We start from the raw sequence: 26,452 nt of genomic DNA on the forward strand, positions 1-26,452 counted from the left end.
CGACCCGGGCGGTCAGGACGAAGGGAACAGGTATGTCCCAGAACGGCCCGCGGTTGACCGAGGCCCAGGAGAAACACGTCCTGCGGCGGCGCTTCGAGGACGAGACGGCGGGGTTCCACAAGGGGCTGGGCGCCCGCCAGTTGCAGATGATCGCGATCGGCAGCGCGATCGGGACCGGGCTGTTCCTGGGAGCCGGTGGCCGTTTGGAGCAGGCCGGTCCGTCCCTGTTCCTGCTGTACGCGGTGTGCGGTTTCTTCGGCTACCTGATCCTGCGCTCACTGGGCGAACTCGTGGTGCACCGGCCGTCCTCCGGCTCGTTCGTCTCCTACGCCCGTGAGTTCTACGGCGAGAAGGCCGCGTACGTCTCCGGGTGGTTGTACTGGCTGAACTGGGCCATGACGGCGGTCGCGGACGCCACGGCCATCGCGATCTACATCAAGTGGTTCGGTCAATACAGCGCGTTCGTGGCGGGGATCCCGCAGTGGATCCTCGCATTGATCGTGGTGGTCCTAGTGGTGTCGCTGAACCTGGTCTCGGTCAAGGTGTTCGGCGAGCTGGAGTTCTGGTTCTCCCTGATCAAGGTCCTGGCCCTGGTGGTCTTCCTGGTCATCGGCACGTTCTTCGTGCTGTTCGGCACGCCCACCGGTTCCGAGGTGGGGTTCTCCCTGATCCGGGACAACGGGGGCCTCTTCCCGTCCGGCGTGCTGCCGGCGCTCATCGTGGTGCAGGGTGTGGTGTTCGCGTACGCCGGCATCGAGCTCGTGGGCACCACGTCCGGGGAGACCCGCAACGCGGAGAAGGTCATCCCCCGGGCCATCAACACGGTGATCCTGCGGATCGCGGTGTTCTACGTGGGCTCCGTCCTGCTGTTGTGCCTGCTGTTGCCCTACACCGCCTACAGCGCCACCGAGAGCCCGTTCGTCACGTTCTTCTCGTCCATTGGCGTGGACGCGGCGGGGCCCATCATGCAGCTCGTGGTGATCACCGCGGCGCTGTCCTCGCTCAACGCGGGCCTCTATTCCACCGGGCGCATCGTCCATTCCATGGCGCAGGCCGGTTCCGCCCCGAGGTTCACGGGCAAGCTGTCTGCGTCCGGCGTGCCCTACGGCGGCATCCTGTTGACCGCCGGGGTGGCCGTGCTCGGCGTGGGGCTGAACTTCGTGGTCCCGGAGCAGGCGTTCGAGATCGTGCTGAACCTCGCGGCACTGGGCACCATGGCGGGCTGGGCCGCGATCTCGCTGTCCCACCAGCGATACGTCTCCCTGGCGCGGAAGGGCTTCTACAACCGCCCGACCTACCGGGCGCCACTGGCGCCGTTCACCAACTGGCTGACCATGTTCTTCCTCGCGGGGGTCCTTGTGCTGATGGCCGTGGACTACCCCGTGGGCACCTTCACCCTGGCGTCCTCCCTGGTGCTGATCCCGATCCTGGTGATCGGGTGGTTCATGGTGCGGGGCAGGGTGCGCGAGATCGCCGCCGAACGCGAGGGCTTCACGGGGGCGTTCCCGGTGCTCGCGGAGCGGCCCGCGGTGGGCGCGTTCCGCCCGGTGGGCCGGGAGAACTCCACGGGTTCCGGGTCCACCACGTCCACGGCGTCCCTGCATCGGGCCCCGGGGCCGGGTTCCACCGCCGGTGCCCCGACGCCGCCCCCGGGACACCAGGGTCTGGGGCACCAGGGCCCGGACACGTCCCGCTGACACCCGCACGGGGCCCTGTTTCCGCTACTGTGACCTAGATCAGTGCAACAGCACACATCAGTCACCCGGTTCCCCGCTGTCCATCGCGCAGTGGCCGGAACCGTCTTGAGGCAGAATTCCGGGGAATCACATGGATGCGTTGACAGAACTCGTGGGAACGCTGGGCGGTTACATCTGGTACGTCGTCTTCGCGATCCTGATTGGTGTGGGGTTGTACCTGACCATCCGCACCAAGGCCATTCAGCTGCGCGGGATCCCCGAGATGTTCAGGGTGCTCACCGATCCGCCCGGTGACGCCGAGAACGGCCGGAAGGGCATCTCCTCGTTCCGTGCGTTCACGGTCTCCGCGGCCGCTCGCGTGGGCACGGGCAACATCGCCGGTGTGGCCATCGCCATCAGCCTGGGTGGGCCCGGTGCGGTGTTCTGGATGTGGGTCATCGCCGCGATCGGCGCGGCCAGCGCGTTCGTGGAGTCCCTGCTGGGGCAGCTGTACAAGGTCAAGACCGGCGACGGCTACGTGGGCGGTCCCGCGTACTACATGGAGCGCGGGCTCAACAAGCGCTGGATGGGTCTGCTGTTCGCGGTCATCATCACCGTGACCTACGGTTTCGTGTTCAACTCCGTGCAGTCCAATTCCATCGTGGACGCCGTGAGCGGGTCCCTCGACGTGGACATCACCAACGGCCAGGGCATGTGGATGCGCGTGGTCCTGGGTCTCGCGCTCGTGGTCATCACCGCGGCCGTGATCTTCGGCGGCATCCGCTCCATCTCCTCCGTGACGCAGATCCTGGTCCCCGTCATGGCCGTGCTGTACCTGGTCCTGGGGCTGCTCGTGATGGTCCTGAACATCACCGCGGTCCCCGGCATGCTGCTCATGATCGTGGAGGGCGCGTTCGGCATCCGAGAGTTCGTCACGGGCAGCGTGCTCGGTGTGATCATCCAGGGTATGAAGCGCGGTCTGTTCTCCAACGAGGCCGGCATGGGTTCCGCGCCCAACGCCGGTGCGACCGCCTCCATCTCCCACCCGGCCAAGCAGGGTTTCGTGCAGTCCCTGGGGGTGTTCTTCGACACCATGCTCGTGTGCTCGATCACCGCGTTCATCGTGCTGCTCTCCAACCCCACGTTCGGCGACGAGCGCCAGGGTGCTTCCCTCACGCAGAGCGCCCTGGGCATGCAGCTGGGTGACTGGGCCGTGCACTTCCTGACCGTGGCGATCTTCCTGTTCGCGTGGTCCTCGGTGATCGGCAACTACTACTACGGCGAGTCCAACATCCGCTTCATGACCAAGTCCCGTGCGGCCATGAACATCTACCGCTTCGCCGTGCTCGTGTGCGTGTTCCTGGGTGCCATGCTCGCGCTGGACCTCGTGTGGTCCCTCGCGGACCTGTTCATGGCCCTCATGGCCACGCTGAACCTCATCGCGCTGTGCATGCTCGCGGGTGTCGCCGCCAAGGTGCTGGCCAACTACATGGAACAGCGCAAGGCCGGGGTGGAGCCCGTGTTCAAGGCCGGGGACGTCCCCGGGATCACCGGTCTCTCCGCCTGGGACGGCACGGACACCGTCACGCTCCCCGTGTTCTGGGAACAGCGCGCCAACCAGAAGAACGGGGCGCGCCGCTGATCGACCCGTACGCGGCGTCGTCGTCCCCGGCTCTTTGCAGGGTCGACGACGCCGCTGTCGTTCCCGCGCGCAGGTCGTCGTCTGTGCGCGGCGCGCGCGGACGACGCCGCTCGCGGGGACCGCTCGACGGCTGCGCTCAGCCGCGCTCGGGCGAGGGGCTCGGGGAATCGCCCGAGCCGTCCGCGAGATCCTGCTGGACCTGGGTGTCGATCGCGCCGGTGAGGGCGTTGTCGTCCGCGGGGGAATCGTGGGCCGCGTCCCGGAGCTGGTGCTCGTTGAACTCGGAGAACTCCTTGTCCTGCGCGCGACGCTTGGTCAGCAGGGCGCGGATTCGGTTGCGGCGCCCGGCCTCGACGCTGATGTCCTCGCGGTGACGGAACCACCACCACAGCATGACGACCACCAGGACCATGCCCACGTACCCGATGATCGGGTAGACCACGCTCATCAGGGTGCCGAAGCCCACGAGGCTCACCACGTAACCCACCGCGCACAGGCCCAGGAAAATCGGGACGTAGCGGTGGCGGTGGTTCACGGTGACCCGGCGACCCAGGGCGTAGAACATGCTGATGGTCGTGTTGTAGATCATCACGAACGTCACCACAACCATCCCGAGTGCGGCCCAGGGGTGCATGGTCTGGAAGAGCTGGAGCATGGGCACCTCGGAGCCGCCCACGGCATCGAAGTTCACGAGTAGGGCGAAGGCGTTCATGGCCAGAAGAACGGTGTAGACCACGCCGCCCAGCAGCCCGCCCCAGCCGGCATCGCGCGGGTTGAGGGCGTTGCCGCCGATCACCAGGGACATGGACACGCCCAGCATCAGGGCCATGCACGTGTAGTTGATCGCGGACAGCCACCACGGGCTCACGGGGGAGCCCGACTGCACCGCGAGCTCGTGCAGCGATCCGAGATCCACGGGGAGCTTGGTCAGGGTGTAACCGAACGCCACGATCACGGCCACGAAGATCGCCGGGGTGACCGCCGAGATGATGTTGGTGACCTTGTTGACGTTGAGCAGCCCCGTGACCATCACGAGCACCACCATGATGGCCGAACCGATCCACGCGGGCAGCCCGAACTGTTGTTCCAGTGTGGAACCCGCGCCGGCGAGCATCACGATGCCCATGGCCAGCAGGGTCAGACTCACCGCGATGTCCAGGAACCGGGACACCACGGGAGATGACACGGACCGGAAGACCCGGCGGTGCTCGTCCGCCAGGAAGTAGCTGCCGATGTGGATGATCACGGCACCCGCGGCGATCATCAGGATCCCCGAGACCACCGAGCCGGCCAGCCCCCAGACACCGAACGAGATGAAGTACTGGATGACTTCTTGACCGGTGGCGAAACCGGCACCCACCAGCAGGCCCACGAAGGCCAGGGTGACTTGCAGGGTTTTCTTGGCGGACACGGGAGCAACTCCTCGGGGGTCGGACGGTTCTCATATGGCTCGGACCACATTCCGGGTCTTCTCCACCGGTCAAGCATAGGGAGTGGGCTCGTCCGCGCCACGTGGCAGCGGCCTGCCCGTGACGTGATGATGCCGACACCTCCCGACTCAGGGGTCGGCGGAATACGCGGAGGTGGAGCATTCGACGAAGGGCGCACCCCGTGACGCAGCAGTGGCAGGCAGATCTCGAGAGCTTGGTGGCCGGTTGGGACGCCGCCCGCGACGACGCCCCGCAGCAGGAGGTCCTGGTGTGCTCCGGGGAGGCGGGATCGTTCGACGCACCCATGGGTGACTACTCGCGCTTCGAGGTGGACGAATGGGGTCACCCGTGGTGCACTCCACCCTGAGCGACCCGCACTCGCAGGGCCGATAGCCCTCGCGATTTAACTGAGTAAAAGCAGGGTTCGCGCCCAAATCTGCTTTTACTCCACTAGAAATTCGATTTCCGGTGCGGGCGTCAGCGGGGGTGGCCGGTCAGCGGCGTCGGCAGCGGCGCGCCGGCGCCGTCGCGCCCCGGTCTCAGGGCAGGACCTGGCGCTTCGAGGAGATCACTCCGGTGTTGAACCCGGCCAGGTGGAGACCGCCGTGGAAGCGCGCGTGCTCGATCTTCACGCACTGGTCCATCACCACGTCCAGCCCGGCGTCCTCCGCGATGGCCGCCGCTTCCTCGTTCCACGAGCCCAGCTGCAGCCACAGGGTCTTGGCGCCCACGGCTACGGCCTCCCGTGCCACGTCGGGCAGGTCCGCGTCCTTGCGGAACACGTCCACGAGGTCCGGGACCTCGGGCAGCTCCGCGAGCGACGGGTAGGCCTTCTGGCCCAGCACCTCGTCCAGCACGGGGTTCACGAAGTACACGCGGTACGGGCTCGACGACTGCAGGTACGTGGCCACGAAGTAGCTCGCACGGGACGGCTTGTTGGACATCCCCACGATCGCGATCGAGCGCGTGCCTCGGAGGATGCCGAGCCGTTCGGGGGCGCTGGGGCCCACCCAGGTGCGTTGCGTGCTCATGCCTGTTCTCCTTCGTCTCCGGGCAGCGCGCAGGCCGCCGCACTGTTGTCCTGGTCCAGGGTGGTGCGCGCCGCGCCCGTGAGCGCGGCGGAGGGGGCGACGACGCCGCCCTCCCGGTCCCTGCCGCTGGCTGCGCTCAGTGCCTGGTCCAGGTCCCACAGGATGTCCGCGGTGTCCTCGAGACCCACGGAGATCCGGATCAGGTCCTCCTTGACCCCGCCCGCGGCGAGCTGTTCGGAGCTCAACTGCTGGTGGGTCGTGGACGCGGGGTGCAGCACGAGGGTGCGGGCGTCCCCGATGTTGGCCAGGTGTGAGGCCAGTTGCAGGCTCCCGATGAATCGGGCGCCCACCTCACGGCCGCTCAACTCGTCCGTGCCGGCCATACCGAAGGCGAAGACGGATCCGATGCCGTGGGGCAGGTACTTCTGCGCGCGTTCGTGGTGGGGGTGGTCCTCGAGTCCCGCGTAATTGACGTAGGAGATGCGTGGATCCGTGGCGAGCCACTGCACGACCTCCTGCGCGTTGGCCACGTGGGCGTCCATGCGCTGGGGCAGGGTCTCCACACCCTGCAGCAGGTTCCACGCGGCCTGCGGGGTCAGGGACGCCCCGATGTCCCGCAGCTGCTCGGAACGGAGCTTGGTCAGGAACCCGTACTCACCGAAGTTCCCCCACCACGTCACGTTGTTGTAGGAGGGAACCGGTTCGGTCATGGCCGGGAACTTCCCGTTGCCCCAGTCGAAGCGGCCGGATTCGACCACCACGCCACCCAGGGTGTTGCCGTGCCCGCCCAGGAACTTGGTGATCGAGTGGATCACGATGTCCGCTCCGTGCTCGAACGGGCGGCACAGGTACGGGGTGTTGAGCGTCGCGTCCACGATCAGCGGGACACCCGCCTCGTGGGCCACCGCGGCGAGCCCCTCCAGATCGGCGATCTCACCGGAGGGATTGGCCACGAGCTCTGTGTACACGGCCTTGGTGTGCTCGGTGATCGCAGCCTTGTAGTCCGCCGGGTCGGTCCCGGGGACGAAGGTGGTCTCCACACCGAAGCGACGCAGGGTCACGTCCAGCTGGGTGACCGTTCCGCCGTAGAGCTGGGACGAGGCCACCACCTGGTCACCCTGGCCGCACAGCGCGGCGAACGTGATGAACTCGGCGGCCATCCCGGAGGACGTGGCGACCGCCCCGATCCCGCCCTCGAGGGAGGCGATGCGCTCTTCGAGGGCCGCCACGGTGGGGTTGCCGATGCGCGAGTAGATGTTGCCGTACTTCTGCAGCGCGAACAGGTTGGCGGCGTCGTCGGCGTCCTTGAAGACGAACGAGCTGGTCTGGTAGATGGGCACGGAGCGGGCGCCGTGCTCGGCGTCCGGGGTGCCGCCGGCGTGCAGGGCGCGGGTGCGGAAACCGAACTGGTGCTCGGCCATGGATGTCCTCCTCGTCGGCCGGGTACGGCTCCCGTCCGACAGCTGCCCGGGGCCGCGCAGCACTCCATCGGTCCTGGCGGTAGCACCGTGCAGTTGGCCGAGCACTGCGGGTTGCTGCGGCGTCATGGATCCAGGTCTCTCGGCCGCTCGGGATGGTGCGTCTATTGTGTCGCGTGCGTGGGTGACGGACCAAACCGTGCGGATCGCAGCCGCCCGAAAGCGGGTGCGATTGATTCAGAGGGCGCGCGCCACGGGTGCCCCGCCGCGAAGGTCACGCTACAGAACAGGTTCCAGCGTTCTCTGGCCCGCAGGATCCCGGATGCCACGGTGGTCGAGGACTCACGCTCGGCGGCCCGCACCACCGCGCGTCCCGCCGGGCCGTTGCGGCTGCCCTTTCCCCGGTGGCGCAAGGGCTGACCCGCCCGTCCGCGGTTAGGCCCCCGGTCGGTGGGGCCCGCGGTGAAAGCGGTGAACTTCCCGCCTGCGGGGTCGCCGACTGCTGGTGAGCTCGCTGACTTCGGGGCGGAACTCAGCCGTACTTCTCGGGGTCCTTCCGGCGCAGGTTCTCCCGCGCCACCGCGGTGAGGTTCTCGAGTGGCAGCCCCGCCGGGCAGACCTCCGTGCAATCGCCCAGAAGGGAGCACGGGCCGAACTCGTGCTCGGCGGCGTCGAGCACCTTGCTCGAGCGCTCGTCGCGTTCCTCGGGCGTCTTGGCGAGCGGCGGCAGTTCCTTGAGCAGCGTGCCCACGTAGAGCTGGCCCGAGCCGTTGGGGCACGCGGCCACGCACGCGCCGCAGCTGATGCACCCAGCGGTGTTCAATGCCTTCATCGCGACCGGGAACTTGGCCTCCTTGGCCACGCGCCGCAGGGCCTTCTTGTCCACGGACAGGTCCTTCTTGACCGGGAATGCTCCCGCGCGCAGGGGCTCGATGAAGATCTCGTCCCCGTCCCGGTAGGCCCTGAGCGACTGCGTGCACGAGGCCCGGTTCTTATCCGGCCCGTGGGCCACGCCGTCCACGGTCACGCCGCACTTGCCGCAGATGCCCTCGCGACAGCCGTCGTCGAAGCTCACCGGCTCTGCACCCTGGCGCTCGAGCGTCTCGTTGACGGCATCGAGCAATTCGAGCACGCTCATCTCCTCGCGGGCCTGCACGGGGTGGACGGTCTCGAAGCCACCGGGCTCGTGCTCGCCCGCCTGGCGCCACACGTGAACGGTCAACAGCATCAGCGCACCACCTTGGTCAGTACGGCCACGGGAATGCTCACGTTCCCCAGGGCGACGACGCCGCCCACGGCCTTAGCGATCGTGTCCACCTGTCGTACCCGTCGCGCGGTTCCGGTCACCCCGGTGTCCATCGCGGCGGTCCGCAAGCCGTGGATCATGTGTCCGGCGAGCGCGGCCATCGAGGCCGTGTAGAACACCGCCACGGACGGCCGGGACAGGCTCGCCACCAGGTTGCCGTACGCGTCACCGTGGGTGTGGCTTACGGAAGCAGCAGGCCGGGCGCCCGCCGTCAGGTCCAGCACGTGGTACACCGTGAACAGTCCGAGCACCGCGCCCGTGGAGCGCATCGAGCGGGCGATGATTCGGGGGACGGAGCGGCGTCGGCCTCGGGGACGCTGACGTGGCACGTGGCGGTCGAAGTGGCTGGCCAGGAAGGCTCCGTCGAACGCCGCTTTCCGGTACCGTTGCGTCCCGCTCGGGGCAGGCGCGGTGGGGAAACCGTTCCGTATCTTCTGAGCGGCGGCGCCCACCCGCCACGTGATCGGCCGGAGCGCATCCGCCACCGTGCGGCCCTCGGCGCTCATGGCCCGCAGCGTGAGCTCGGTTCCGGCCAACACATGGGTCGCAGCACTTCCGGTCAACCCGATACGCACGACCCACAGCACGGAGTTGCGGGGCAGCACCGGCGCGCCCACCGTGCGAATGAACTCGGCGTACTCGTTGTAGTGGTCCCGGCCTAGGTAGACCTGCATGTTCCCGGCCATGTGCCCCACAGTGAACACGCTCAACACGGTGCCCGAGGCGGCCATGGCGAGCTTGAGGTCGGAGCTGTGGGTGTCCCCGAACATGCGCTGCCAGGCATCGCCGGCCACGGCAGCAATCCCGGCAGTGACGGACGCGTCCGCGGGGGCGGTGGCCGTGCGGGTAGTCCCGGTGACGGGTCGCTCGGTCGAGGGCTGCGCGGCGGAATTCATCACTGAGCCATCTTAGAAGTTCCTTCGGGGCATAACAGTTCGCGGGGTCACACGCGGTCATGCCCGCAGATCAGGAAGAAGCCTGGGTGGTGGTCATCCGCAGTTGGTGGCGTGGGTTCCCCGGTCGTCTCCTTCGTGCGGATGTTCACCTCCCGATAAGTGACCCACGTGTGCCGTGCGGGCGCGTCCGCGCCGAACGGGACCGCCACAGATGGATCAGCAGCGCGGCACCCCAGACCAGGAACAGTGGATCCCACAACCATGCGTGACCGATCATGGCTAGTCGCTCGTATCCGGTGGCCGGGCGGATGAGCCCGATGAGCACGGCATTGCTGATCACCGTGTTGGTCCCGCCGTAGACCACCAGGACCACGGCACCCACCCAACTCATGGCCCGCCAGAACCGCCGCCAGGGCACCCTGTCGTAGGCTTCCGCCACTGGGATGACGGCCGCCATGAGCTTGAAAAGCGAAACCATGCCCAGCCCCAGCCCGACGGCCAGGGGTGCCCCGTAGGACAGCCGTACCGTCCACTGCCCCGCGGTGTCCAGCAACCAGTGCCCGCCCAAAGCCCAGTAGAGGCTGAATCCGGCATGCACGACCCCGGCCGCACACGCCACCCAGACCCAGCCGCGACCGCCGTGGGATCGGGGCAACAAGCTCATGTGGTCAAGCTAAGCACGCCCTGCCAAGACCTCCGCGATCGCGTTTAGCGCTTCCTCGTTCTGCAGCGAGGAACGGTCGCCCAGCTGCTCGCCCTCGTAGAGCTGGGTCAGCAGGCGGCGCGTGATCTTCCCCGAACGGGTCTTGGGCAGATCCGGAACCACGATGACCTCGCGCGGTTTGGCGATCGGGCCGATCTCCCGGGCCACGTGCGCGCGCAGCTCCTCGCGGACCTCGTCCGCGGACAGCGATTGCGCATCCGCCGTGAGCACCACGCACGCCAAAATGGCGTGGCCCGTTACCGCGTCGCGGATCGGGGTGGCCCCGGCCTCCACTACGTGGGGGTGGGTCACCAGGGCGGATTCGATCTCGATCGTCGACAACCGGTGCCCGCTCACGTTGATCACGTCGTCCACCCGCCCCAGGATGTAGAGGTCGCCCTCGTCATCGGTGCGTGCGCCGTCGCCGGCCCGGAACCAACCGCGCTCGCCGTAGGCCGCCCAGTATGAGGACAGGTAGCGCTGCGGATCGCCCCATACCGTGCGGGCCATGGACGGGCCAATCTTGTCGATCACGGCATAGCCCTGCAGGTTGGGGCCCACTTCCTCACCGGCCTCGTCCAGCACCCGCACAGATACGCCGGGGACCGCACGCGTAGCGCAACCGGGCTTGAGGGGGGTGTGCGCTGCGGCCTCGTCGAACGTGCCGGGAGGGGCGAACTGCGGATCGTGCGGGCGCGGGGATGCGACGCAGGAGCCCGTCTCGGACTGCCACCACGTGTCCACGAAGGGCACCTCGTCGCGGCCGACCTGGGCGCGCAACCAGCGCCACGCCTCCGGGTTGATGGACTCGCCCACGGAGCCGAGCAACCGGATCGAGGAGAGGTTGTAGACCGGGGGCAGCCCCTTGGGGAACGCGCCCATGAGCGAGCGGATCAGGGTGGGTGCCGTGTAGTAGTTGGTCACGCCGTAGCGCTCGATGATCTCGAAGTGGCGGCCGTAATCCGGGGTGTTGGGCGTGCCCTCGTAGATCACCTGGGACACGCCGTTGACCAGCGGGCCGTAGATCTCGTAGGTGTGCGCGGTGACCCACGCGAGGTCCGCGGTGCACCAGTGCACGGTGGAGTCCACCTTGGCGGGGTCGTTCACGGCGGACAGCTCCTCCGGGCGCAGCACCCCGGACGCGTCGGGCACGTCCGGGAGCAGGTCGAACAGCAGGGCGTGGGTGTATGCCGTCTGCACCATGTATCCGCCCATCGTGTGGACCAGGCCCTTGGGCCTCCCCGTGGTGCCGGACGTGTAGATGATGAACAGGGGCGTCTCCGCGTCGAACGCCTCGGGCTCGTGGACGTCCGAGACGCCCGCGGTGAGCTCGTGCCACCACACGTCACGCCCGGGGGTCCACGGCACGAGTTCCTCGTCCTTGGAATGCAGGCCCCGGGTGCCGCGCGGCAGATCGGTGCGCCCGGGCCGGGACGTGCGGCGCACCACGATCACGTGCTCGATGCTGTTCTCACCGCTGCAGGCCTCGTCCGCATTGATCTTCACGGGGACGACGGCGCCGCGCCGGTTCTGCCCGTCCGTGGTCACCAGGACCTTGGCTCCGGTGTCCTCGACCCGGAACTTGAGGGCTTCTGCGGAGAACCCGCCGAACACGAGCGAGTGGATCGCCCCGATGCGCGCGCACGCGAGCGTGATGATCACGGTCTCCGGGATGACCGGGAGGTAGATGACCACGCGGTCGCCCTTCTCCACGCCCAGTCGGAGCAGGGCGTTGGCGGCCCTGGATACCTCACGCTGCAGGTCCGCGTAGGTATAGACCAGGCGGTCCCCGGGTTCACCCTCGAAGTACAGGGCCACGTGCTGACCACGCCCGGCTGCCACATGGCGGTCCACGCAGTTGTACGAGACGTTGAGTTTCCCGCCTTCGAACCACGCGATCTCGGGCACGGTGTAAGTGGGGTTGCCGTCGTGGTCCTCACCCGTGCGCTGCGGCTTCTCGAACCGGTGAGCCGTGTGCCATGGCTGCGCCCAGTCCAGCCGCCCGGCCTGCTCGACCCAGAACTGCACCCGGGCGTCGTCGGAGATCAACGCCGGGTTCGGTGTGGGGTGAGCGGGGTCTGAGTACGAGTGTGTACCGGTCACGAGTCCTCCTGTGATGTCGATCCGAACGGTCGGTGTCTGCAACGGCCGGGCCCCCGGTGGAACGACCGGGCCCCGGTGGAACGGCGGGCGCCGGCGGGAACCGGGCGGGTTGTCACCTGGTTCCGGCCACGCTCCAGCGCCGCTGCGTCCACCGCTCGAAGATGCCGAGCAGGGCGTCCGTGAGCTTGCCCAGCACGGCCAGCAACACGATCGCGAGCAGCAACCGGTCCGTGCGGCCGTTGTTCTGCGAATCGGTGAGCAGGAATCCCAGGCCCATGGAGGAGCCCAATAGTTCCGCGGCCACCAGGAACAACCACGCCTGGGCCAGGGCCAGGCGCAGCCCGGAGATCACGGAGGGTAGCACTGCGGGCAACTGCACGGTGGTGAAGAGCTTGACCCCGCGCAGCCCGAAGGACCGTGCGGCTTCGATCAGGTGCCGGTCCACGTGGCGCAGCGCGGCGGACACCGTGGTGTACACCGGGAAGAAGGCGCCGATCGCCACCAGGGTCACCTTGGAGTTCTCCCCGATCCCGATCCACAGCAATAGCAGCGGCACCCACGCCAGGGACGGCACGGCGCGCAGCGCGCCGATCGTGGGCGAGCCGATGGCCCGCGCCCACGGGGAGAGCCCCAGCAACGCGCCGAGCAACAGCCCGAGCCCACTGCCGATCAGGAAGCCCACGATCACGCGCTGCGTGGAGATCCCCACGTGCAACCACAGGTCACCGCTGCGCAGCAGCTCCCATCCCGCGGCGAGCACCGCGGACGGGCGCGGCAACTGCACGGGGGAGAAGGTCCCGTTCGTGGAGAGGGTGTGCCACACGAGCACCAGCAGCACGGGCAGGACGATCCCGATCAGCCCCAGGGCCCAAGGAGTGCGCAGCGCGCTGGGACGCGTGCGGGAATCCGCCGCGGCAGGGGTGTCTGATGGGGCTGCGACGTCGCCGGGCGCCACCACGCCCGCCCCGTGGCGTCCGTCGTCGTCGGACAGTGTGGCCACCGCAGTGACGCCAGCTGCTTCGGAGGACGTGCCGCCCGGTGCTTCGCGGGACGCGCCGTCCGAGGACCGCGGTGCGGCGGAGGAGGTGTCGTGAGTGCTCATGAGGACTGCTTCCCTTCGATCACCTGGGCCACGGCGGCCGCATCGGCGTGTTGTGCGTAGTGCTGCTCCACGATGTTCGCGAGCGCCTCGTCCACGTCCTGCTGCGAGGAGACGTCCCCGGATTCCACCAGGATGGGCCCGACCCGCTCGAGCACCGCGAGCTGTTCGGGGCCCGGAACGGGGTCGATGTCCAGGTGGGTGCGCTGCCAGACCCGCCGGGCGGTGTCGCGATCGATGCTCGCGCCTTCCGCGAGGATCGCGATCCCCTCCTCCGGGTGCTGCAGCGCCCACTGCCGCGCGTAGGCGTACGTGTTCACCACGTCCTGCGCACCCGTGGGGTTCAGCTGCAGGAACACCTCCCGCGCGTTGAGGAACCCGTACGTGTTGAACTCCAACTGCCGGTGGAACAGCACGTCCCCCGCCTTCTCCGCGGCGGCCATCACGGGGTCCAGTCCGGACCATGCGGCCACCTGACCGGTGTCCAGCGCGGTGCGCCCGTCCGCGTGCTGCAGGTTCACCACGGTGACGTCCTGGGCGCTCATGCCCGCCGCGCCGAGGGACTGCAGAAGGAAGAAGTACGGATCCGTGCCCTTCGTCGCGGCCACGGACGTGCCCGCGAGATCCGCCACGGCGCGCACGGGGGAGTCCGGGGTGCGCACGAGCGCGGACCACTCGGGCTGTGAGAACAGGTCGATCGTCCTGATCGGCGAGCGGTTGGCACGCGCGAGCAGTGCGGCGGAACCTGCCGTGGAGCCCACGTCCACGACCCCGGCGCGTAGCGACTCGTTGGCCTTGTTGGAACCGGCCGAGTACACCCACGTCACGGTCTGGCCGTGGGCCTCGGCGACCTTCTCGAGCCAGCCCTTGGCCTTGATGATCAGGGACAGCGGGTTGTAGGTCGCGTAGTCCAGGTAGATCTCGTGCGCGGAACCGCCGGCCACACCGCGGCCCGGACCTTCGCCCTCCATGACGCATCCGCTCAGGGGCAGCGCCAGCGCGGACAGGCCGAGTGCCTGCAGTGCGCGGCGTCGGGACAACTGCGCCATGCGCTCAGCGCTCCACGCCGAGCAGGGCCAACAGGTGGGCGCGCAGCGCGGTGATCTCACTGTCCTCGCGGGAGCGCGGGCGGGCCAGCTCGGGGGAGATGATCTCGGCGATGGTCGCGGGGCCCGTGGCCGTTTCCCGCGCGAGCACCACCACGTGATCGGAGAGCACCAGGGCTTCCTCGACGTCGTGGGTGACCATGAGCACGGTCGTGGGATCGGCGCGGTGCACGTCCAGCAGCAGATCCTGCATCCTGATCCGGGTCAGGGCGTCCAGGGCCCCGAAGGGCTCGTCCAACAGCAGGACCCGCGGGTTCCGTGCCAGGGCCCGGGCGAGGGATGCGCGCTGTGCCATGCCCCCGGAGATCTCCGAGGGACGGTGATTCGCGTGGTGGGACAGGCCGACGAGCTCCAACAGCTGCGCCACCCGCCGCTTCCCTTCCCGGGCGGGAGTCCCGTGGGGCAGACCCAGTGCCACGTTGCGCGCCACGCTGCGCCACGGCAGCAACCGCGGTTCCTGGAAGCCGACGGCGCAGCGCGGGTCGATCTCGCGCACCACCGAGTCGTCAATCCGGACTTCGCCCTCGCTCGCCGTGCCGAGCCCGGCCACGGCGCGTAGCAGGGTGGACTTGCCGCACCCCGAGGGGCCCAGGACGGAGACGATCTCGCCCGGACGCACCGTGAAGGTCACGTCCCTCAGGACCTCGTGGACATGCGCTCCGTGGTGTGCGGGGAAGGACTTGCCGACCCGGTCGAAAGTGACCGCCGCGGCGTCGACGGCAGATTCCGGGCGCGTGAGGATATGGCTCAATTCATCAACTCCATCGTTCCTGGCATTAGCACCTTGCCCGCGTGGGGCTGGTTGCTGCGACGTCAACGAGCCAGGTCTCTCAGCCGCTCCGGATGGGAACCCCACCATTGAACGGGCCGGGAGCCCGCGGGTGCAAATCGTGTGACGCGCCGGGGCGCCGTCGTGACGTGCCGTAACCCGAGGTGTTTCCGAGGACCGGGGATCCCCGTTAGGATCGATGCCACAACGATCACGAGTGCCGACGTTTAGCCCTGGCTTGTCGGACGGCAACCCTCTCCCGTAGCGGGGTGCCCCAGGTGAGGATCGGGCCGCATGACACACCGCATGCGGCAAGTACGGCGCCACACAAGCGCGCTGGACCCGCAAGGTAGGCCGCCGTAGGTGGTGCACGGGGCGCGGGTCGTGTTCCTGCTGAGGGGCTGACCGAGATGAGCAAACGGATTTCCGTCAACGCGTTCGACATGACCTGCGTGGATCACCAGAGCTTCGGGTTGTGGCGCCACCCGCGGTCCCGGGCCACCGAGTACAACACCATCGAGTACTGGACGGAGCTGGCCAAGCTGCTGGAGCGGGGCAAGGTCGACGCCCTGTTTCTTGCGGACGTGGTGGGCATCTACGACATCTACAAGAACTCCGCGGCTCCGGCCGTGCGTGACGGGGCCCAGGTCCCGGTCAACGACCCGTTCATGCAGGTCTCGGCCATGGCCGCCGTGACCGAGCACCTGGGCTTCGGCGTGACGAGCGCGGTGACCTACGAGCAGCCCTACACCCTGGCCCGCAAGTACGCCACACTGGATCACCTCACCAAGGGCCGCGTGGGATTCAACGTGGTGACCTCCTACCTTCCGTCCGCTGCGGAGAACCAGGGCCTGCCGCGCCAGATTGAGCACGATACGCGCTACGAGATCGCGGAGGAGTTCCTGGACGTGTGCTACAAGCTTTGGGAGGGCTCGTGGGAGGAGGACGCTGTGGTTCAGAACCGTGAGACGGGTGTCTACGCGGATCCCACCAAGGTCCATCCCATCCGGCACAGCGGGGAGCACTTCACGGTTCCCGGAGCGGGGCTCACGGCACCGTCCCCGCAGCGCACACCGCTAATCTTCCAGGCTGGCGCGTCCTCGCGCGGGCAGGCGTTCGCGGGTAAGCACGCGGAAGCCGTGTTCATCGGCGGGTTGCGCCCGGACCTCACGCGTTTCGTGACTGACAAGATCCGCGACCGGGCTCAGGCCGAGGGCCGCAGCCGTGACGACGTCAAGATCTACGCGATGCTCTCCGTGGTCGTCGCGGACACGGACGAGGAGGCCCAGGAGAAGTACCGCGACTACCTGCAGTACGTGGACCTGGAGGCCTCCCAGGCGATCATCGGCGGGTGGTCCGGCGTGGACCTGTCCCAGTTCGACGAGGACGAGGCCCTGAACTACATCAAGACCGACTCCATCCAGTCCTTCCTGACCCCGTTCACGCTGCAGTCCAAGGACAAGCAGTGGACGCGCGAGGAGATCGCCAAGCACTGCGCCCTGGGTGGGATGGGTGCGGTCCTCGTGGGCTCCGCGCAGACCGTCGCGGATCAGCTCGAGACCTGGGTGGACGAGGGCGGCCTGGACGGCATCAACCTGGCCTACCACGTGAGTCCCGGTTCCTTCGAGGACTTCGTGGAGTACGTGGTCCCCGAGCTGCAGGCGCGCGGTCGCTACCGCACCGAGTACGAGGGCAACACCCTGCGAGAGTCCCTCTACGGCGAGGGCCAGCCGCGGGTCAAGGACACCCACCCCGCCGCGAAGTACCGCGGCGCGTTCGTGGGCGAGCCCTCCGTCGCGGACACGCCGTCCCGCGAGTTGGTGGGCTGACACCTCCCTCCGACGACGACGCCGCTCGCGCTCGGTCCCGCAGGTCCGGCAGGGCGGCGTCGTCGTCGGCTTCCCCGCCCGTTGCCAGGGCGGGACCCCCGTGTGAGAGTGGAACGCGTGCAACCCGGCTACGACCACTTGGCGAACGACTACGACAAGGCTTTTCCCGCTCCCTTCCAGACGGCGCTCGAACGGCGCGCGGTGGAGGCCTTCGCGGATCACGTCATCGCGGCAGGGGCGCCCGGCCCCGTGGTGGATGTGGGGTGCGGCACGGGGCAAGTCACGGCCGCGCTGTCCGAGCGGGGTCTGCACGTGGTGGGGGTGGACCCGTCCGAATCCATGCTGGGTATCGCGCGCGGATCTCACCCGGAGGTCACCTTCGAAGCCGGCGATGCGAATCCCACGTCGTGGGGTGGTGCGGTGGGGCCCGACCGCCGCGTGGCCGGCGTTCTTGCACGGTTCAGTCTCATCCACGTCCCACCCGCGCAGGTTCCCAGCATCCTGGACTCCTGGGCGGACATGATGGCACCCGGAGGGGTGGTCATGGTGGCGTTCCAAGCACTCGACGGAGGGCGAGCCGTGGTCTCGTTCGATCACGCCGTGGCCCCGGCGTGGCGTTGGCACCCGGACGTGATGGCGGATCACATGAAGCACGCCGGGTTCACGGAGGCCTGGCGCACCGTCAGTCGCCCGGACGCAGAACATCGCTTCCCCGAGTGCCACCTCTTGGCGACACGGTGACCTGATGGGCGGTCATTCCCCCACGGAACCGTCGATGCTCTCGCGCAACAGGTCGGCGTGGCCGCAGTGCCGCGCATATTCCTCGATCATGTGCGTCAGGACCCAGCGGGCGTTCATGTCCCCTTGGGTCCAGCGGGCATCCGGGTCCTCGGCCGTGGAACGAGCGACCATCCCGTCCAGCGGATGATCCGTGCGGGCGGCGAACCTGTCCCACTGCTCACGGGACGTCTCCACGGCGGAGGCCCACATGGACCGCAGTTCCTCGGGGCTGTTCGCAGCGGCCGAGTTCCAATCCCAGTCGGGGTCGTCGGCCCAGTCGATGTCATTCCACGGGGCGCACGGCTCCTGGCCCAGGAGGACGTAGCAGAACCAGTAGTCCTCGACGAACGCCAAGTGCTTCAGCAACCCGCCCAGGGTCATGGTCGAGGGCAGAGGTCGACGCTGCAGCTCAGCACTCGTCAAGCCGTCCGTCTTCCACGCGACCGTGGCGCGCAAGAAATCCAGGAAGCCCATGAGGGTCGTGACCTCATCAGCATGCTGGGGCGGCTCGGGCCTGGCGTCTTCTTCGGGCGTGAGTGAGCTCATGGCCAGAACACTAGTGGGCCCGGGGGGTGCACATGCCCGTCGTAGGGTGGAGGAAATGCCCGTGACCCGGAGGGAACCGTGGACGAGGACCTGCTCGGAGTGATCATGCTGTCGTTCAGCACGGTCCTGGTGTGTGTCGTGACCGTGGTGACCGTCAGGGCGGCGGCCGCCGGCTCGCTCGATCGCAACGGGACCGTGGGCATCCGGACCCGGTACACGCGCGCGTCCGACGCCGCGTGGTCCGCAGGTCACGCCGCGGCCCTTCCGAGGGTGCGGTGGTCCGTTCCCGTGGCCGTGTGTGCCGTGGTGGCGGCGATCGTGTTGCTCGTTCTGGGGCGGCCCGAATGGGGCATCGTCGCCGGGCTGGTGGGCGTGCTGCTGCAGGTCGCGGTGCTGGTGTCCGCCGTGGGGCCGGCCAACCGCGCCGCTCGGCGGGCCGCGCAAGAGTCGGCTCCAGAACCCCGCGCCTGAAACCGGGGCGCGTCAGCGGCGTCGTCGACGGCGCGGCGGGCGTAAGGAGGGGTCACGACGTGGCGCTCGCGGGAGGCCTTCGCCGGAACGGAGAGCGGCCGGTGCGGGCGGCCAGGCTGCGGGTCAGTGACTCGCCCCGAGCTCCACGAGCAGCACGCCGGCGGCGATCAGCAGGATCCCCAGCGCCATGACCCGGGTGAGCGGTTCCTTGAACAGGATGCGGCTCAGCACGGCCGTGAGGGCCACCCCGGCGGCGGCCCAGATGCCATAGGCCACGCCCAGTGCCATGCCGCGCGCCAACGCGTTGACCAGCAGGGAGAACGCAATGACGTAGCCGATCACCACGCCGATGAACCACCGCCGACGGCCCGCGGCGGCCACGCGGAGGCAGAGCGTGGCGCAGACCTCGCAGACGACGGCACCGATGAGGAAGACCCAGGCCATCACGCCGCCCCTTCGTCTTGTGTATGGGCCTTCTGTGCACCGATCTCGACGCACAGCACGCCGCCCATGATCAGCGCCAGGCCGGTGCCCATGAGGACCGTGACGGGTTCGTGGAAGATCACCGAGGACAACATGGCGGTGAGCGCGACGCCGGAGGCGGCCCAGATCCCGTAGGCGACCCCCAGGGGCATCCCGCGGCGCAGCACCAGCGTGAGACATGTGAAGGCCCCGGCGTACCCCAGCACCACCACGGCGTACAGGGCGGGTTGTTCCAGAGCCGCCTTGATGCTGAGCGTCGCGGTGACCTCCAGGAGCACGGCCCCGGCCAGGAACAACCAGGCCATGACGTTGCGCTCCCTCATGACGTCCGGTCCCGGCGGTGAAAAAAGGTGGGGGTGCCTGCGGGCACGGCGGCGGTACCGGGGTGGGAAGTCATCGCCGGTGAGCCTATCGCGGTGGCACCCGGGGCCATGCAGTGTGACCGGACGTCGTGTGGCGCTTGCCGCGACCGCGCGGGGCGCGCACGCGGCGTCGTCGTCCCCCGATGCGACGGGCACGGACCCGTGGACAACTCGCCCCGGCGGCCTAGAGTGGTGACACAGATTACATGGTAAGGCGATTTCCACACACGCTACGAAGGAGTAAACATGAAGGTTTTCGCGCACACGGAGCCGGGTGGAGCAGCCCAGGAACTCGAGGTGGAACGGCCCGAACTGGAAGGCTCCGCGGTCATGATCCGCGTGACCAACTCGGGGGTCTGCCACTCGGACGTGCACTGCCAGGACGGGTACTTCGACCTCGGCAACGCCGGGCGCTACGAACTGACCGCGGCGGGCGCGCAGTACCCCGTGGTGCTCGGGCACGAGATCGTGGGGGAGGTCGTGGCCGCGGGACCGGACGCCACGGTGACGCCCGGGGACACCAAGTACATCGTGTTCCCGTGGATCGGTTGCGGCGAGTGCCAGGCCTGTTCGGAGGACCGCGAGAACTACTGCAGCGGGAAGAAGCGCAACCTCTCGGTGCAGCGCCGCGGCGGCTACGCGGAGGAGGTCCACGTGCCGGACGAGCGCTACCTGGTGCCGCTGGGCGACATCGACCCGTCCTTCGGCGCCACGCTCGCCTGCTCCGGCCTGACCTCCTACTCAGCGGTCAAGAAGATCATGCCGCTGCCCGCGGATAAGCCCGTGGCCGTGATCGGCGCGGGCGGTGTAGGGCTGATGACCATTGCGGTGCTCAAGGCCCTGGGGCACGAGAACATCGTGGCCGTGGACATGAGCGAGGCCGCGCTGAAGAACGCCCAGGCGGTGGGCGCGTCCGCCACGGTGGCCGTGGGCGGCGAGGACCTCGTGGGCGACATCGTCCGGGCCGGCGGGGAGAAGATTGCCGCGGCCATCGACCTCGTCAACAACGGGGACACCTCCAACGCCGCGCTCTTCGCCATGGCCAACGGCGGGACCCTGGTCAGCGTGGGCCTGTTCGGGGGCCAGTACCAGTTCCCCACCGCGCTCACCGCGTTCAACCTGCTGAACATTCGCGGCAACTTCGTGGGCAGCCTGCCCGAGCTCAAGGAGCTCGTGAAGCTCGCCCAGGACACGGATCTGCCCAAGCCGCCGATCACGGAGCTCCCGCTCACCGCACAGGAGGTCAACTCCGCGCTGGACGGCCTGCGCAACCGCACGTTCAACGGCCGCGCGGTGCTCGTAGCGGGCTGATCCGCACCGGGCCCCGTGCCCACCGTGCACGACGACGCCGTCGCCACCCCGATCTCTGCGGGCGGCGACGGCGTTCGCGCACCCGGGCGAGGAACGGACACTCGCGCCCGCCCCGGGTGGGCGGCACCGAGGGGACGGACGACGCCGCGCCCGGCCCCGCGGCGTCGTCGTCCGGGGCGCGTCAGAGCAGGCCGGAAGTAAGGCGGCAGACGTTCTCCACGAACTTGCGCCCCAGCGAGCGTTTCTCCCAGGCGTCCAGGTCCAAGAGGGTGGAGTTGGCGCGGAACTGCCCCACGACGTCCTCCATCCGGGTGCGGAACGACTCGTCCACGATCAGGACGGAGACCTCAAGGTCCAGCGCGAAGGAACGCTCGTCCATGTTGGAGGAACCGATCACGGAGACGATGTCGTCCACGAGCACGAACTTGGCGTGCAGCACGGTGGGGGAGCTGTAGCGGTAGATCTCCACCCCGGCGCGCGCGAGTTCGGAGTAGTACGAGTTCTGGGCGTGCTGCGCGAGGAACTGGTCCGAGGTCTCACCCACGAACAACTGCACCCGTACGCCCGCCTGGGCCTCCGTGGTGATGGCGTGGAGCAGGGACTCGTCCGGGACGAAGTACGGGCTGGAGATCACTACGCGGTGATTGGCGTTGTAGATCAGGTGGTTGAACAGGCGCAGGTTGTTCTCGGTCTCGAACCCGGGCCCGGACGGCACCACCTGGGCGTACATGGGCCCGGCCGTGTGCTCGAGTGCGGCAGGGGTCTCGTCCAGCAAGAGGTCGTCGGTTTCCGAGTACCAGTCCGAGACGAACACCGCGTTCAACTCGGTGACTACGGATCCCGTGCCCCGGACCATGAGGTCCTTCCACTCGAGGCCCTTCCGCAGGTTCTTCTTCTTGTTGTAGGAGCGGTGGATGATGTTCTGTGAGCCCGTGTAGGCCACCTGGCCGTCCACCACCAGGATCTTGCGGTGGTTGCGCAGGTCCGGGCGCTGCCACTCACCACGCCACGGGCGGATGGGAAGCATGCGCCGCCACGGCACCCCGGAACGGTTGAACTGGCGGACCAGTTCCGCATACCCCGGGTAACCCAGGGACCCCACGTGGTCGATCAGGATCCGCACGCGCACACCTCGTTCGTGGGCGCGGATCAGGGCATCGAGCAGCTCACGGGAGACCTGGTCCACGGCCACGATGTAGAACTCGAAGTGCACGTAGTCCGTGGCGCGGTCCACGTCCCGGGCCATCCGGGCCATGGAATCGTGATTGTCGGTGAGAATCTCGAAGTCGTTACCGCCCACCATGGGCAGGGCACCCAGGTTCTGGTTCAGCTCCGCGGTGGTGCGCACCCATTCCGGGTACTCGGTGAGCTCGGGCCCCAGCGGGAGGCGCTCGGGGGTGTTCTCCTGGATCACGTGGTTCATCCGGGCCTGCTTGGCCATGCGTTTACGCGGTAACCGGGTGGAGCCGATCACCACGAACAACAGGAGCCCCGCGTACGGCATCAGGAAGATGGCGAGCAACCACGCGAGCGCCACGGACGGACGGCGCTGATGGGGGATCCAGCCCAGGGCCAGGATCTTCAGGAGCAGGTCCAGGACCGCCAGGATGATGAGGATCCACTCCGGCAGGGTGTCCGCGGGGAGCAGGTCGAAGGGTATCCAGGGGTACATCCGTGACCGTTCGTCAGGGGCGTCGCAGGTAGTAGGTGTCCTCCGAGCCCTCGGAGGGTCGTTTCACGAACCCGCAGCGCACGAGCACCCGGCGTGCCGGTTCGTGGTCGGCCGGGACGGAGCCGTGCACCGCACGGATCCCGGGGTCCTCGAATGCGCGGTCCACGAGCGCGCGCAAGGCCTCGGTGGCCAGCCCCTGGTTCTGGTGCTCCGGGACGATGGACCCCTTGACCTCCAGTTCGTGGTCCATGGCGGGTCCCGCGAACCCCGCGGCGCCAATGACCTGCCCCGAGCTGAGCCGGATCACGACGAGCAGGGCGCAGTCGCTCTCCGTGAAGAAGTGCTCACCGGCCTCGATCGCCTCCCGGGCCCAGTCCTCGTTCTCGGGGGTGGGGAAACCCGGCGCGAACTCGGGCAGTCGTGAGCCCCCGGCCACGGCCTCGAGTTCGTCCGGTGTGAACGCGCGCAGCTCCAACCGCTGCGTGCGCAACGGCTGCGGCGGAACCGGCCGCGGCATATCGTCCAACATGGCTCCCTCCGAGGGTTCTCGTGCTCTGGCCCCGGCCCGTCAGCCGAAGTGACGGGGCAGGGTTGATGCGTGGGCGGTCTTCAGCTCGTCCAGCGCCACCGTGAACTCGCCCTGGAAGTCCAGGGCCCCGGCCTCGGTGTCCACCACGCCGATCCGCGCGAACGGGTAGCGGCGCACGGTGCACATGTCCTGGAAGCGCACCTCCTCCGAGCGCGGCACGGCCACGACGGCGCGGCCCTGCGTCTCGGAGAACAACAGCGTGAACAGGTCCACGCCGTCCCGCTCGGCGACCTCACCGAGGCCGATCCGGGCGCCCACGCCGAAGCGCAACGCCATCTCGGCGAGCGTGGCCCCGAGGCCGCCTTCCGCGACGTCGTGCGCGGCGTCGATCATGCCGTCCCGGGACATGTTGATGAGCATGTCACCCAGGACGCGCTCGCGGGCCAGGTCCACGCGCGGGGGCAACCCACCCAGGTGGCCGCGCACGCGCGCCCACTCGGAGCCGTCCAGCTCGTCCGCGGTCTCGCCGAGCAGGTAGATCGCCTGGCCATCCTCACTCCAGCCCGAGGGCGTGCGGCGCGTGACGTCGTCGAACACGCCCATCATGGCAATCACCGGGGTGGGGTTGATGGCCACGCCGCCGGTCTGGTTGTAGAGGGAGACGTTACCGCCGGTCACGGGCACACCCACGGTCTGGCACCCGTCCGAGAGGCCGCGCACGGCCTCCGCGAACTGCCACATGATGTCCGGGTCCTCGGGGGAACCGAAGTTCAGGCAGTCGGACACGGCCACGGGGCGCGCGCCCGCGGTGGCCACGTTGCGGTAAGCCTGGGCGAGCGCCAACTGGGCGCCCTGGTACGGGTTCAGGCGGGTGTAGCGGCCGTTCGAGTCCGTGGAAAGGGCCACGCCCAGGTTGGTGCGCTCGTCCACGCGGATCACGCCGGCGTCATCCGGCATGGCCATGGCGGTGTTGCCCTGAACGTAGCGGTCGTACTGGTCGGTGACCCAGTCCTTGGAGCACAGGTTCGGGGAGGCCATCAGTTCCACGAGCGCAGGGCCGAGCTCCGCGCCGGACGGGCGGGCGGCGTCTTCCGGGGAGCCCGTGAAGTGGGCTGCCTGCAGGGCGTCCTGGGATTCGGGGCGCGCGTAGGGGCGTTCGTACACGGGACCGTCGTGGGCCACGGTGCGGGGGTCCACGTCCACGATGACCTCACCCTGGTAGTCGATGACCAGGCGGCCGGTGTCCGTGACCTCGCCGATCCACGAGTACTCCACGTCCCACTTGGCCATCACGGCCTCGAAGCCCGCGACCTTCTCGGGGGTGACCACGGCCATCATGCGTTCCTGCGACTCGGACATCAGGATCTCGCCCGGGGTCAGGGACGGATCGCGCAGCAGGACCTCGGTGAGGTCCACGCGCATGCCGCCGTCACCGTTGGACGCGAGCTCGGACGTGGCACACGAGATGCCCGCCGCACCGAGGTCCTGGATGCCCTCCACGAGCGAGCCCTTGAACAGTTCCAGGCAGTACTCGATGAGCACCTTCTCCGCGAAGGGGTCACCCACCTGCACCGCGGGGCGTTTGGAGGGCTTGGAGTCGTCGAAGGACTCGGACGCGAGCACCGAGGCGCCGCCGATCCCGTCCCCGCCGGTGCGCGCGCCGAAGAGCACCACCTTGTTGCCCGTCCCGGACGCGTTCGCCAAGCGGATGTCCTCGTGGCGCATCACGCCCACGGCGAGCGCGTTGACCAGGGGGTTGCCCTGGTAGCACGGGTCGAACTCCACCTCTCCGCCGATGTTCGGCAACCCCAGCGAATTGCCGTAGCCGCCCACGCCGGCCACGATCCCGTGCACCACACGCTGGGTGTCCGGGTGGTCGATCGCGCCGAAACGCAACGGGTCCATCACGGCCACCGGGCGGGCACCCATGGAGATGATGTCCCGCACGATCCCGCCCACGCCCGTGGCCGCACCCTGATAGGGCTCCACGTAGGACGGGTGATTATGGGACTCGATCTTGAAGGTCACGGCCCAACCGTCCCCGATGTCCGTGACGCCGGCGTTCTCACCGATGCCCACCATGAGGTTCTTGCGCATCTCGTCCGTGACCTTGTCCCCGAACTGGCGCAGGTGCACCTTGGAGGACTTGTACGAGCAGTGCTCAGACCACATCACGGAGTACATGGCCAGTTCCGCCGCGGTGGGGCGGCGGCCCAGGATCTCCTTGATGCGCTCGAACTCGGTCTCGTTCAGCCCCAGTTCCGCCCAGGGCAGCTCGGTGTCCGGGGTGGAGGCGGCGTGCTCCACGGTGTCCAGGTTGAAGTGGGTTTCGCTCATGACGACTACTAGATCCCTTTGCGAACGATGGGGCGTGCGGTGCCGGGCGGGCGCTCACGCGGAGGCATGGTGTGGGCCGGGTGCGGTTCCCCGAACTGGCCCGATGACGAACGGATGGGACGCCGCGGTCCTCGCTGCGGGCGAGCGCGGCGTGGACGGGTCAGCGCAATAGGTGTTCCAGGGCGGAGACGAAGACGTCCAGCCCGTCTGTTCCCTGGCGCATCTGGACCGGACCGGAGCCGGAAAGATCGGCGCCGAAGCCCGGTTCCACGGCGTGCTCGGGGTGGGGCATGAGTCCTACCACGTTGCCCCGCGCGTTGGTGATCCCGGCGATGTCGTTGCGGGAACCGTTGGGGTTGCCGCCCGCGTAGCGGAAGACCACCCGGTGCTCGGCCTCTAACTCGTCCAGGGTGCGCTGATCCGCGACGTACTGCCCGTCCTGGTTCTTCAGCGGCACCACGATGGTCTGGCCCTGCTCGAATCGCCCGGTCCACGCAGTGTCCGTGTTCTCCACGCGCAGCGCCTGGTCCCGACAGATGAACTTGAGCTGTTCGTTCTTGATCATGGACCCCGGCAGCAGGTGGGCCTCGGTGAGTACCTGAAAACCGTTGCAGATCCCCAGCACCGGCATGCCCTCCCGGGCATTGGCAGCGTCCACGATCCTGTCCATGAGGGGGGCGAAGCGGGCGATCGCACCGGCGCGCAGGTAGTCCCCGTAGGAGAAGCCACCGGGCAGGATCACGGCGTCCACACCGTTGAGGTCCTTGTCTGCGTACCACAGCGGCACCGCGGTGCCGCCGGCGATCTCGACGGCGCGAGCGGCGTCGCGGTCGTCGAGCGTGCCCGGGAAGGTCACGACACCCACCCGCACGTCCGCGAGTCGAGAATCGGTGGCGGGTTCGGAGAGGTCCGCCACGAGGGGCGTCTGCTCGGCCGTGAGGTTCTGGGCCACG

The 26,452-nt window shown here is 68.6% G+C and carries 24 protein-coding genes and 3 riboswitches; of the genes, 7 read left to right on the forward strand and 17 right to left on the reverse strand.

The window, feature by feature from the left end:
* The first annotated feature begins 32 nt into the window (after positions 1 to 32).
* The gene (locus RF646_RS10570) at positions 33 to 1,697 is read left to right on the forward strand and encodes an amino acid permease (protein ID WP_368835935.1); all 1,665 of its coding nucleotides are present in this window, start codon (positions 33 to 35) and stop codon (positions 1,695 to 1,697) included.
* Positions 1,698 to 1,827: 130 nt separating this feature from the next.
* Entirely contained in the window at positions 1,828 to 3,318 is a 1,491-nt protein-coding gene (locus RF646_RS10575) for an alanine/glycine:cation symporter family protein (RefSeq protein WP_368835936.1), read from the forward strand.
* A 136-nt stretch (positions 3,319 to 3,454) separates the two neighbouring features.
* Here the strand turns inward: RF646_RS10575 and RF646_RS10580 are convergent, their stop codons facing one another.
* Positions 3,455 to 4,729, reverse strand: a complete 1,275-nt coding sequence (locus RF646_RS10580) for a hypothetical protein (protein ID WP_368835937.1) — start codon at positions 4,727 to 4,729, stop codon at positions 3,455 to 3,457.
* Positions 4,730 to 4,929: 200 nt separating this feature from the next.
* Between RF646_RS10580 and RF646_RS10585 the strand changes: the two genes are divergently transcribed.
* Positions 4,930 to 5,115 (forward strand): hypothetical protein, encoded by a 186-nt coding sequence (locus RF646_RS10585; protein WP_144997093.1) that lies wholly within the window; start codon positions 4,930 to 4,932, stop codon positions 5,113 to 5,115.
* A 172-nt stretch (positions 5,116 to 5,287) separates the two neighbouring features.
* Here RF646_RS10585 and RF646_RS10590 read toward each other — a convergent pair whose 3' ends face one another.
* From RF646_RS10590 to RF646_RS10630, 9 genes are all read right to left on the reverse strand, one after another.
* Positions 5,288 to 5,779: a CoA-binding protein gene (locus RF646_RS10590; RefSeq protein ID WP_144997095.1), complete on the reverse strand. Its 492-nt coding sequence runs from the start codon at positions 5,777 to 5,779 to the stop codon at positions 5,288 to 5,290.
* Entirely contained in the window at positions 5,776 to 7,200 is a 1,425-nt protein-coding gene (locus RF646_RS10595; RefSeq protein WP_368835938.1) for an O-acetylhomoserine aminocarboxypropyltransferase/cysteine synthase family protein, read from the reverse strand. The genes RF646_RS10590 and RF646_RS10595 overlap by 4 nt, the downstream gene beginning before the upstream one ends.
* Before the next feature lie 61 nt (positions 7,201 to 7,261).
* Positions 7,262 to 7,359, reverse strand: a riboswitch (SAM riboswitch).
* A 370-nt stretch (positions 7,360 to 7,729) separates the two neighbouring features.
* Positions 7,730 to 8,425: a succinate dehydrogenase/fumarate reductase iron-sulfur subunit gene (locus RF646_RS10600; protein WP_368835939.1), complete on the reverse strand. Its 696-nt coding sequence runs from the start codon at positions 8,423 to 8,425 to the stop codon at positions 7,730 to 7,732.
* A complete protein-coding gene (locus RF646_RS10605) occupies positions 8,425 to 9,399 on the reverse strand; it encodes a succinate dehydrogenase cytochrome b subunit (RefSeq protein WP_368835959.1) in 975 nt (324 codons plus the stop codon). The genes RF646_RS10600 and RF646_RS10605 overlap by 1 nt, the downstream gene beginning before the upstream one ends.
* A gap of 145 nt (positions 9,400 to 9,544) precedes the next feature.
* A complete protein-coding gene (locus RF646_RS10610; RefSeq protein WP_368835940.1) occupies positions 9,545 to 10,063 on the reverse strand; it encodes a DUF3995 domain-containing protein in 519 nt (172 codons plus the stop codon).
* A 9-nt stretch (positions 10,064 to 10,072) separates the two neighbouring features.
* A complete protein-coding gene (locus RF646_RS10615; RefSeq protein ID WP_368835941.1) occupies positions 10,073 to 12,205 on the reverse strand; it encodes an AMP-binding protein in 2,133 nt (710 codons plus the stop codon).
* A 112-nt stretch (positions 12,206 to 12,317) separates the two neighbouring features.
* Positions 12,318 to 13,307 carry an ABC transporter permease gene (locus RF646_RS10620; protein WP_260849410.1) on the reverse strand — a complete coding sequence of 330 codons (990 nt, stop codon included), beginning with the start codon at positions 13,305 to 13,307 and terminating at the stop codon, positions 12,318 to 12,320.
* Positions 13,304 to 14,353 carry an aliphatic sulfonate ABC transporter substrate-binding protein gene (locus tag RF646_RS10625; protein ID WP_367401739.1) on the reverse strand — a complete coding sequence of 350 codons (1,050 nt, stop codon included), beginning with the start codon at positions 14,351 to 14,353 and terminating at the stop codon, positions 13,304 to 13,306. The genes RF646_RS10620 and RF646_RS10625 overlap by 4 nt, the downstream gene beginning before the upstream one ends.
* A gap of 4 nt (positions 14,354 to 14,357) precedes the next feature.
* Positions 14,358 to 15,161, reverse strand: a complete 804-nt coding sequence (locus tag RF646_RS10630; RefSeq protein ID WP_085107891.1) for an ABC transporter ATP-binding protein — start codon at positions 15,159 to 15,161, stop codon at positions 14,358 to 14,360.
* A 7-nt stretch (positions 15,162 to 15,168) separates the two neighbouring features.
* A riboswitch (SAM riboswitch) is annotated at positions 15,169 to 15,260 on the reverse strand.
* A 128-nt stretch (positions 15,261 to 15,388) separates the two neighbouring features.
* Positions 15,389 to 15,503, forward strand: a riboswitch (SAM riboswitch).
* 77 nt (positions 15,504 to 15,580) lie between these two features.
* On the opposite strand from RF646_RS10630, the gene RF646_RS10635 reads away from it, so the two are divergent.
* Entirely contained in the window at positions 15,581 to 17,008 is a 1,428-nt protein-coding gene (locus tag RF646_RS10635; RefSeq protein WP_035960802.1) for an LLM class flavin-dependent oxidoreductase, read from the forward strand.
* Positions 17,009 to 17,116: 108 nt separating this feature from the next.
* Positions 17,117 to 17,749 carry a class I SAM-dependent methyltransferase gene (locus tag RF646_RS10640; protein ID WP_156960869.1) on the forward strand — a complete coding sequence of 211 codons (633 nt, stop codon included), beginning with the start codon at positions 17,117 to 17,119 and terminating at the stop codon, positions 17,747 to 17,749.
* A 12-nt stretch (positions 17,750 to 17,761) separates the two neighbouring features.
* Here RF646_RS10640 and RF646_RS10645 read toward each other — a convergent pair whose 3' ends face one another.
* Positions 17,762 to 18,334, reverse strand: coding sequence for a DinB family protein (locus RF646_RS10645; RefSeq protein WP_368835942.1), 573 nt, complete (start codon positions 18,332 to 18,334; stop codon positions 17,762 to 17,764).
* Positions 18,335 to 18,412: 78 nt separating this feature from the next.
* Here RF646_RS10645 and RF646_RS10650 point away from each other — a divergent pair, with 78 nt between their 5' ends.
* On the forward strand, positions 18,413 to 18,805 hold the full coding sequence (locus tag RF646_RS10650) for an SdpI family protein (RefSeq protein ID WP_368835943.1): 393 nt from the start codon (positions 18,413 to 18,415) through the stop codon (positions 18,803 to 18,805).
* A 123-nt stretch (positions 18,806 to 18,928) separates the two neighbouring features.
* On the opposite strand, the gene RF646_RS10655 is transcribed toward RF646_RS10650, so the two are convergent.
* Together RF646_RS10655 and RF646_RS10660 are read right to left on the reverse strand one after the other, a co-directional pair.
* The gene (locus tag RF646_RS10655) at positions 18,929 to 19,249 is read right to left on the reverse strand and encodes a multidrug efflux SMR transporter (RefSeq protein WP_368835944.1); all 321 of its coding nucleotides are present in this window, start codon (positions 19,247 to 19,249) and stop codon (positions 18,929 to 18,931) included.
* Positions 19,249 to 19,611 (reverse strand): multidrug efflux SMR transporter, encoded by a 363-nt coding sequence (locus RF646_RS10660; RefSeq protein WP_368835945.1) that lies wholly within the window; start codon positions 19,609 to 19,611, stop codon positions 19,249 to 19,251. The genes RF646_RS10655 and RF646_RS10660 overlap by 1 nt, the downstream gene beginning before the upstream one ends.
* Before the next feature lie 285 nt (positions 19,612 to 19,896).
* Between RF646_RS10660 and RF646_RS10665 the strand changes: the two genes are divergently transcribed.
* Positions 19,897 to 20,961, forward strand: coding sequence for an alcohol dehydrogenase (locus RF646_RS10665; protein WP_312797531.1), 1,065 nt, complete (start codon positions 19,897 to 19,899; stop codon positions 20,959 to 20,961).
* A gap of 181 nt (positions 20,962 to 21,142) precedes the next feature.
* On the opposite strand, the gene cls is transcribed toward RF646_RS10665, so the two are convergent.
* From cls to purQ, 4 genes are all read right to left on the reverse strand, one after another.
* Entirely contained in the window at positions 21,143 to 22,633 is a 1,491-nt protein-coding gene (cls, locus tag RF646_RS10670; RefSeq protein WP_368835946.1) for a cardiolipin synthase, read from the reverse strand.
* A gap of 13 nt (positions 22,634 to 22,646) precedes the next feature.
* On the reverse strand, positions 22,647 to 23,162 hold the full coding sequence (locus tag RF646_RS10675; protein WP_035960795.1) for a GNAT family N-acetyltransferase: 516 nt from the start codon (positions 23,160 to 23,162) through the stop codon (positions 22,647 to 22,649).
* A 39-nt stretch (positions 23,163 to 23,201) separates the two neighbouring features.
* Positions 23,202 to 25,499, reverse strand: a complete 2,298-nt coding sequence (purL, locus tag RF646_RS10680; protein WP_368835947.1) for a phosphoribosylformylglycinamidine synthase subunit PurL — start codon at positions 25,497 to 25,499, stop codon at positions 23,202 to 23,204.
* Positions 25,500 to 25,659: 160 nt separating this feature from the next.
* Positions 25,660 to 26,451, reverse strand: coding sequence for a phosphoribosylformylglycinamidine synthase subunit PurQ (gene purQ / locus RF646_RS10685; protein ID WP_064846534.1), 792 nt, complete (start codon positions 26,449 to 26,451; stop codon positions 25,660 to 25,662).
* Between the last annotated feature and the right edge of the window lies 1 nt (position 26,452).

The sequence above is a fragment of the Kocuria sp. CPCC 205261 genome (assembly GCF_040981025.1).
Lineage (GTDB): Bacteria > Actinomycetota > Actinomycetes > Actinomycetales > Micrococcaceae > Kocuria > Kocuria marina.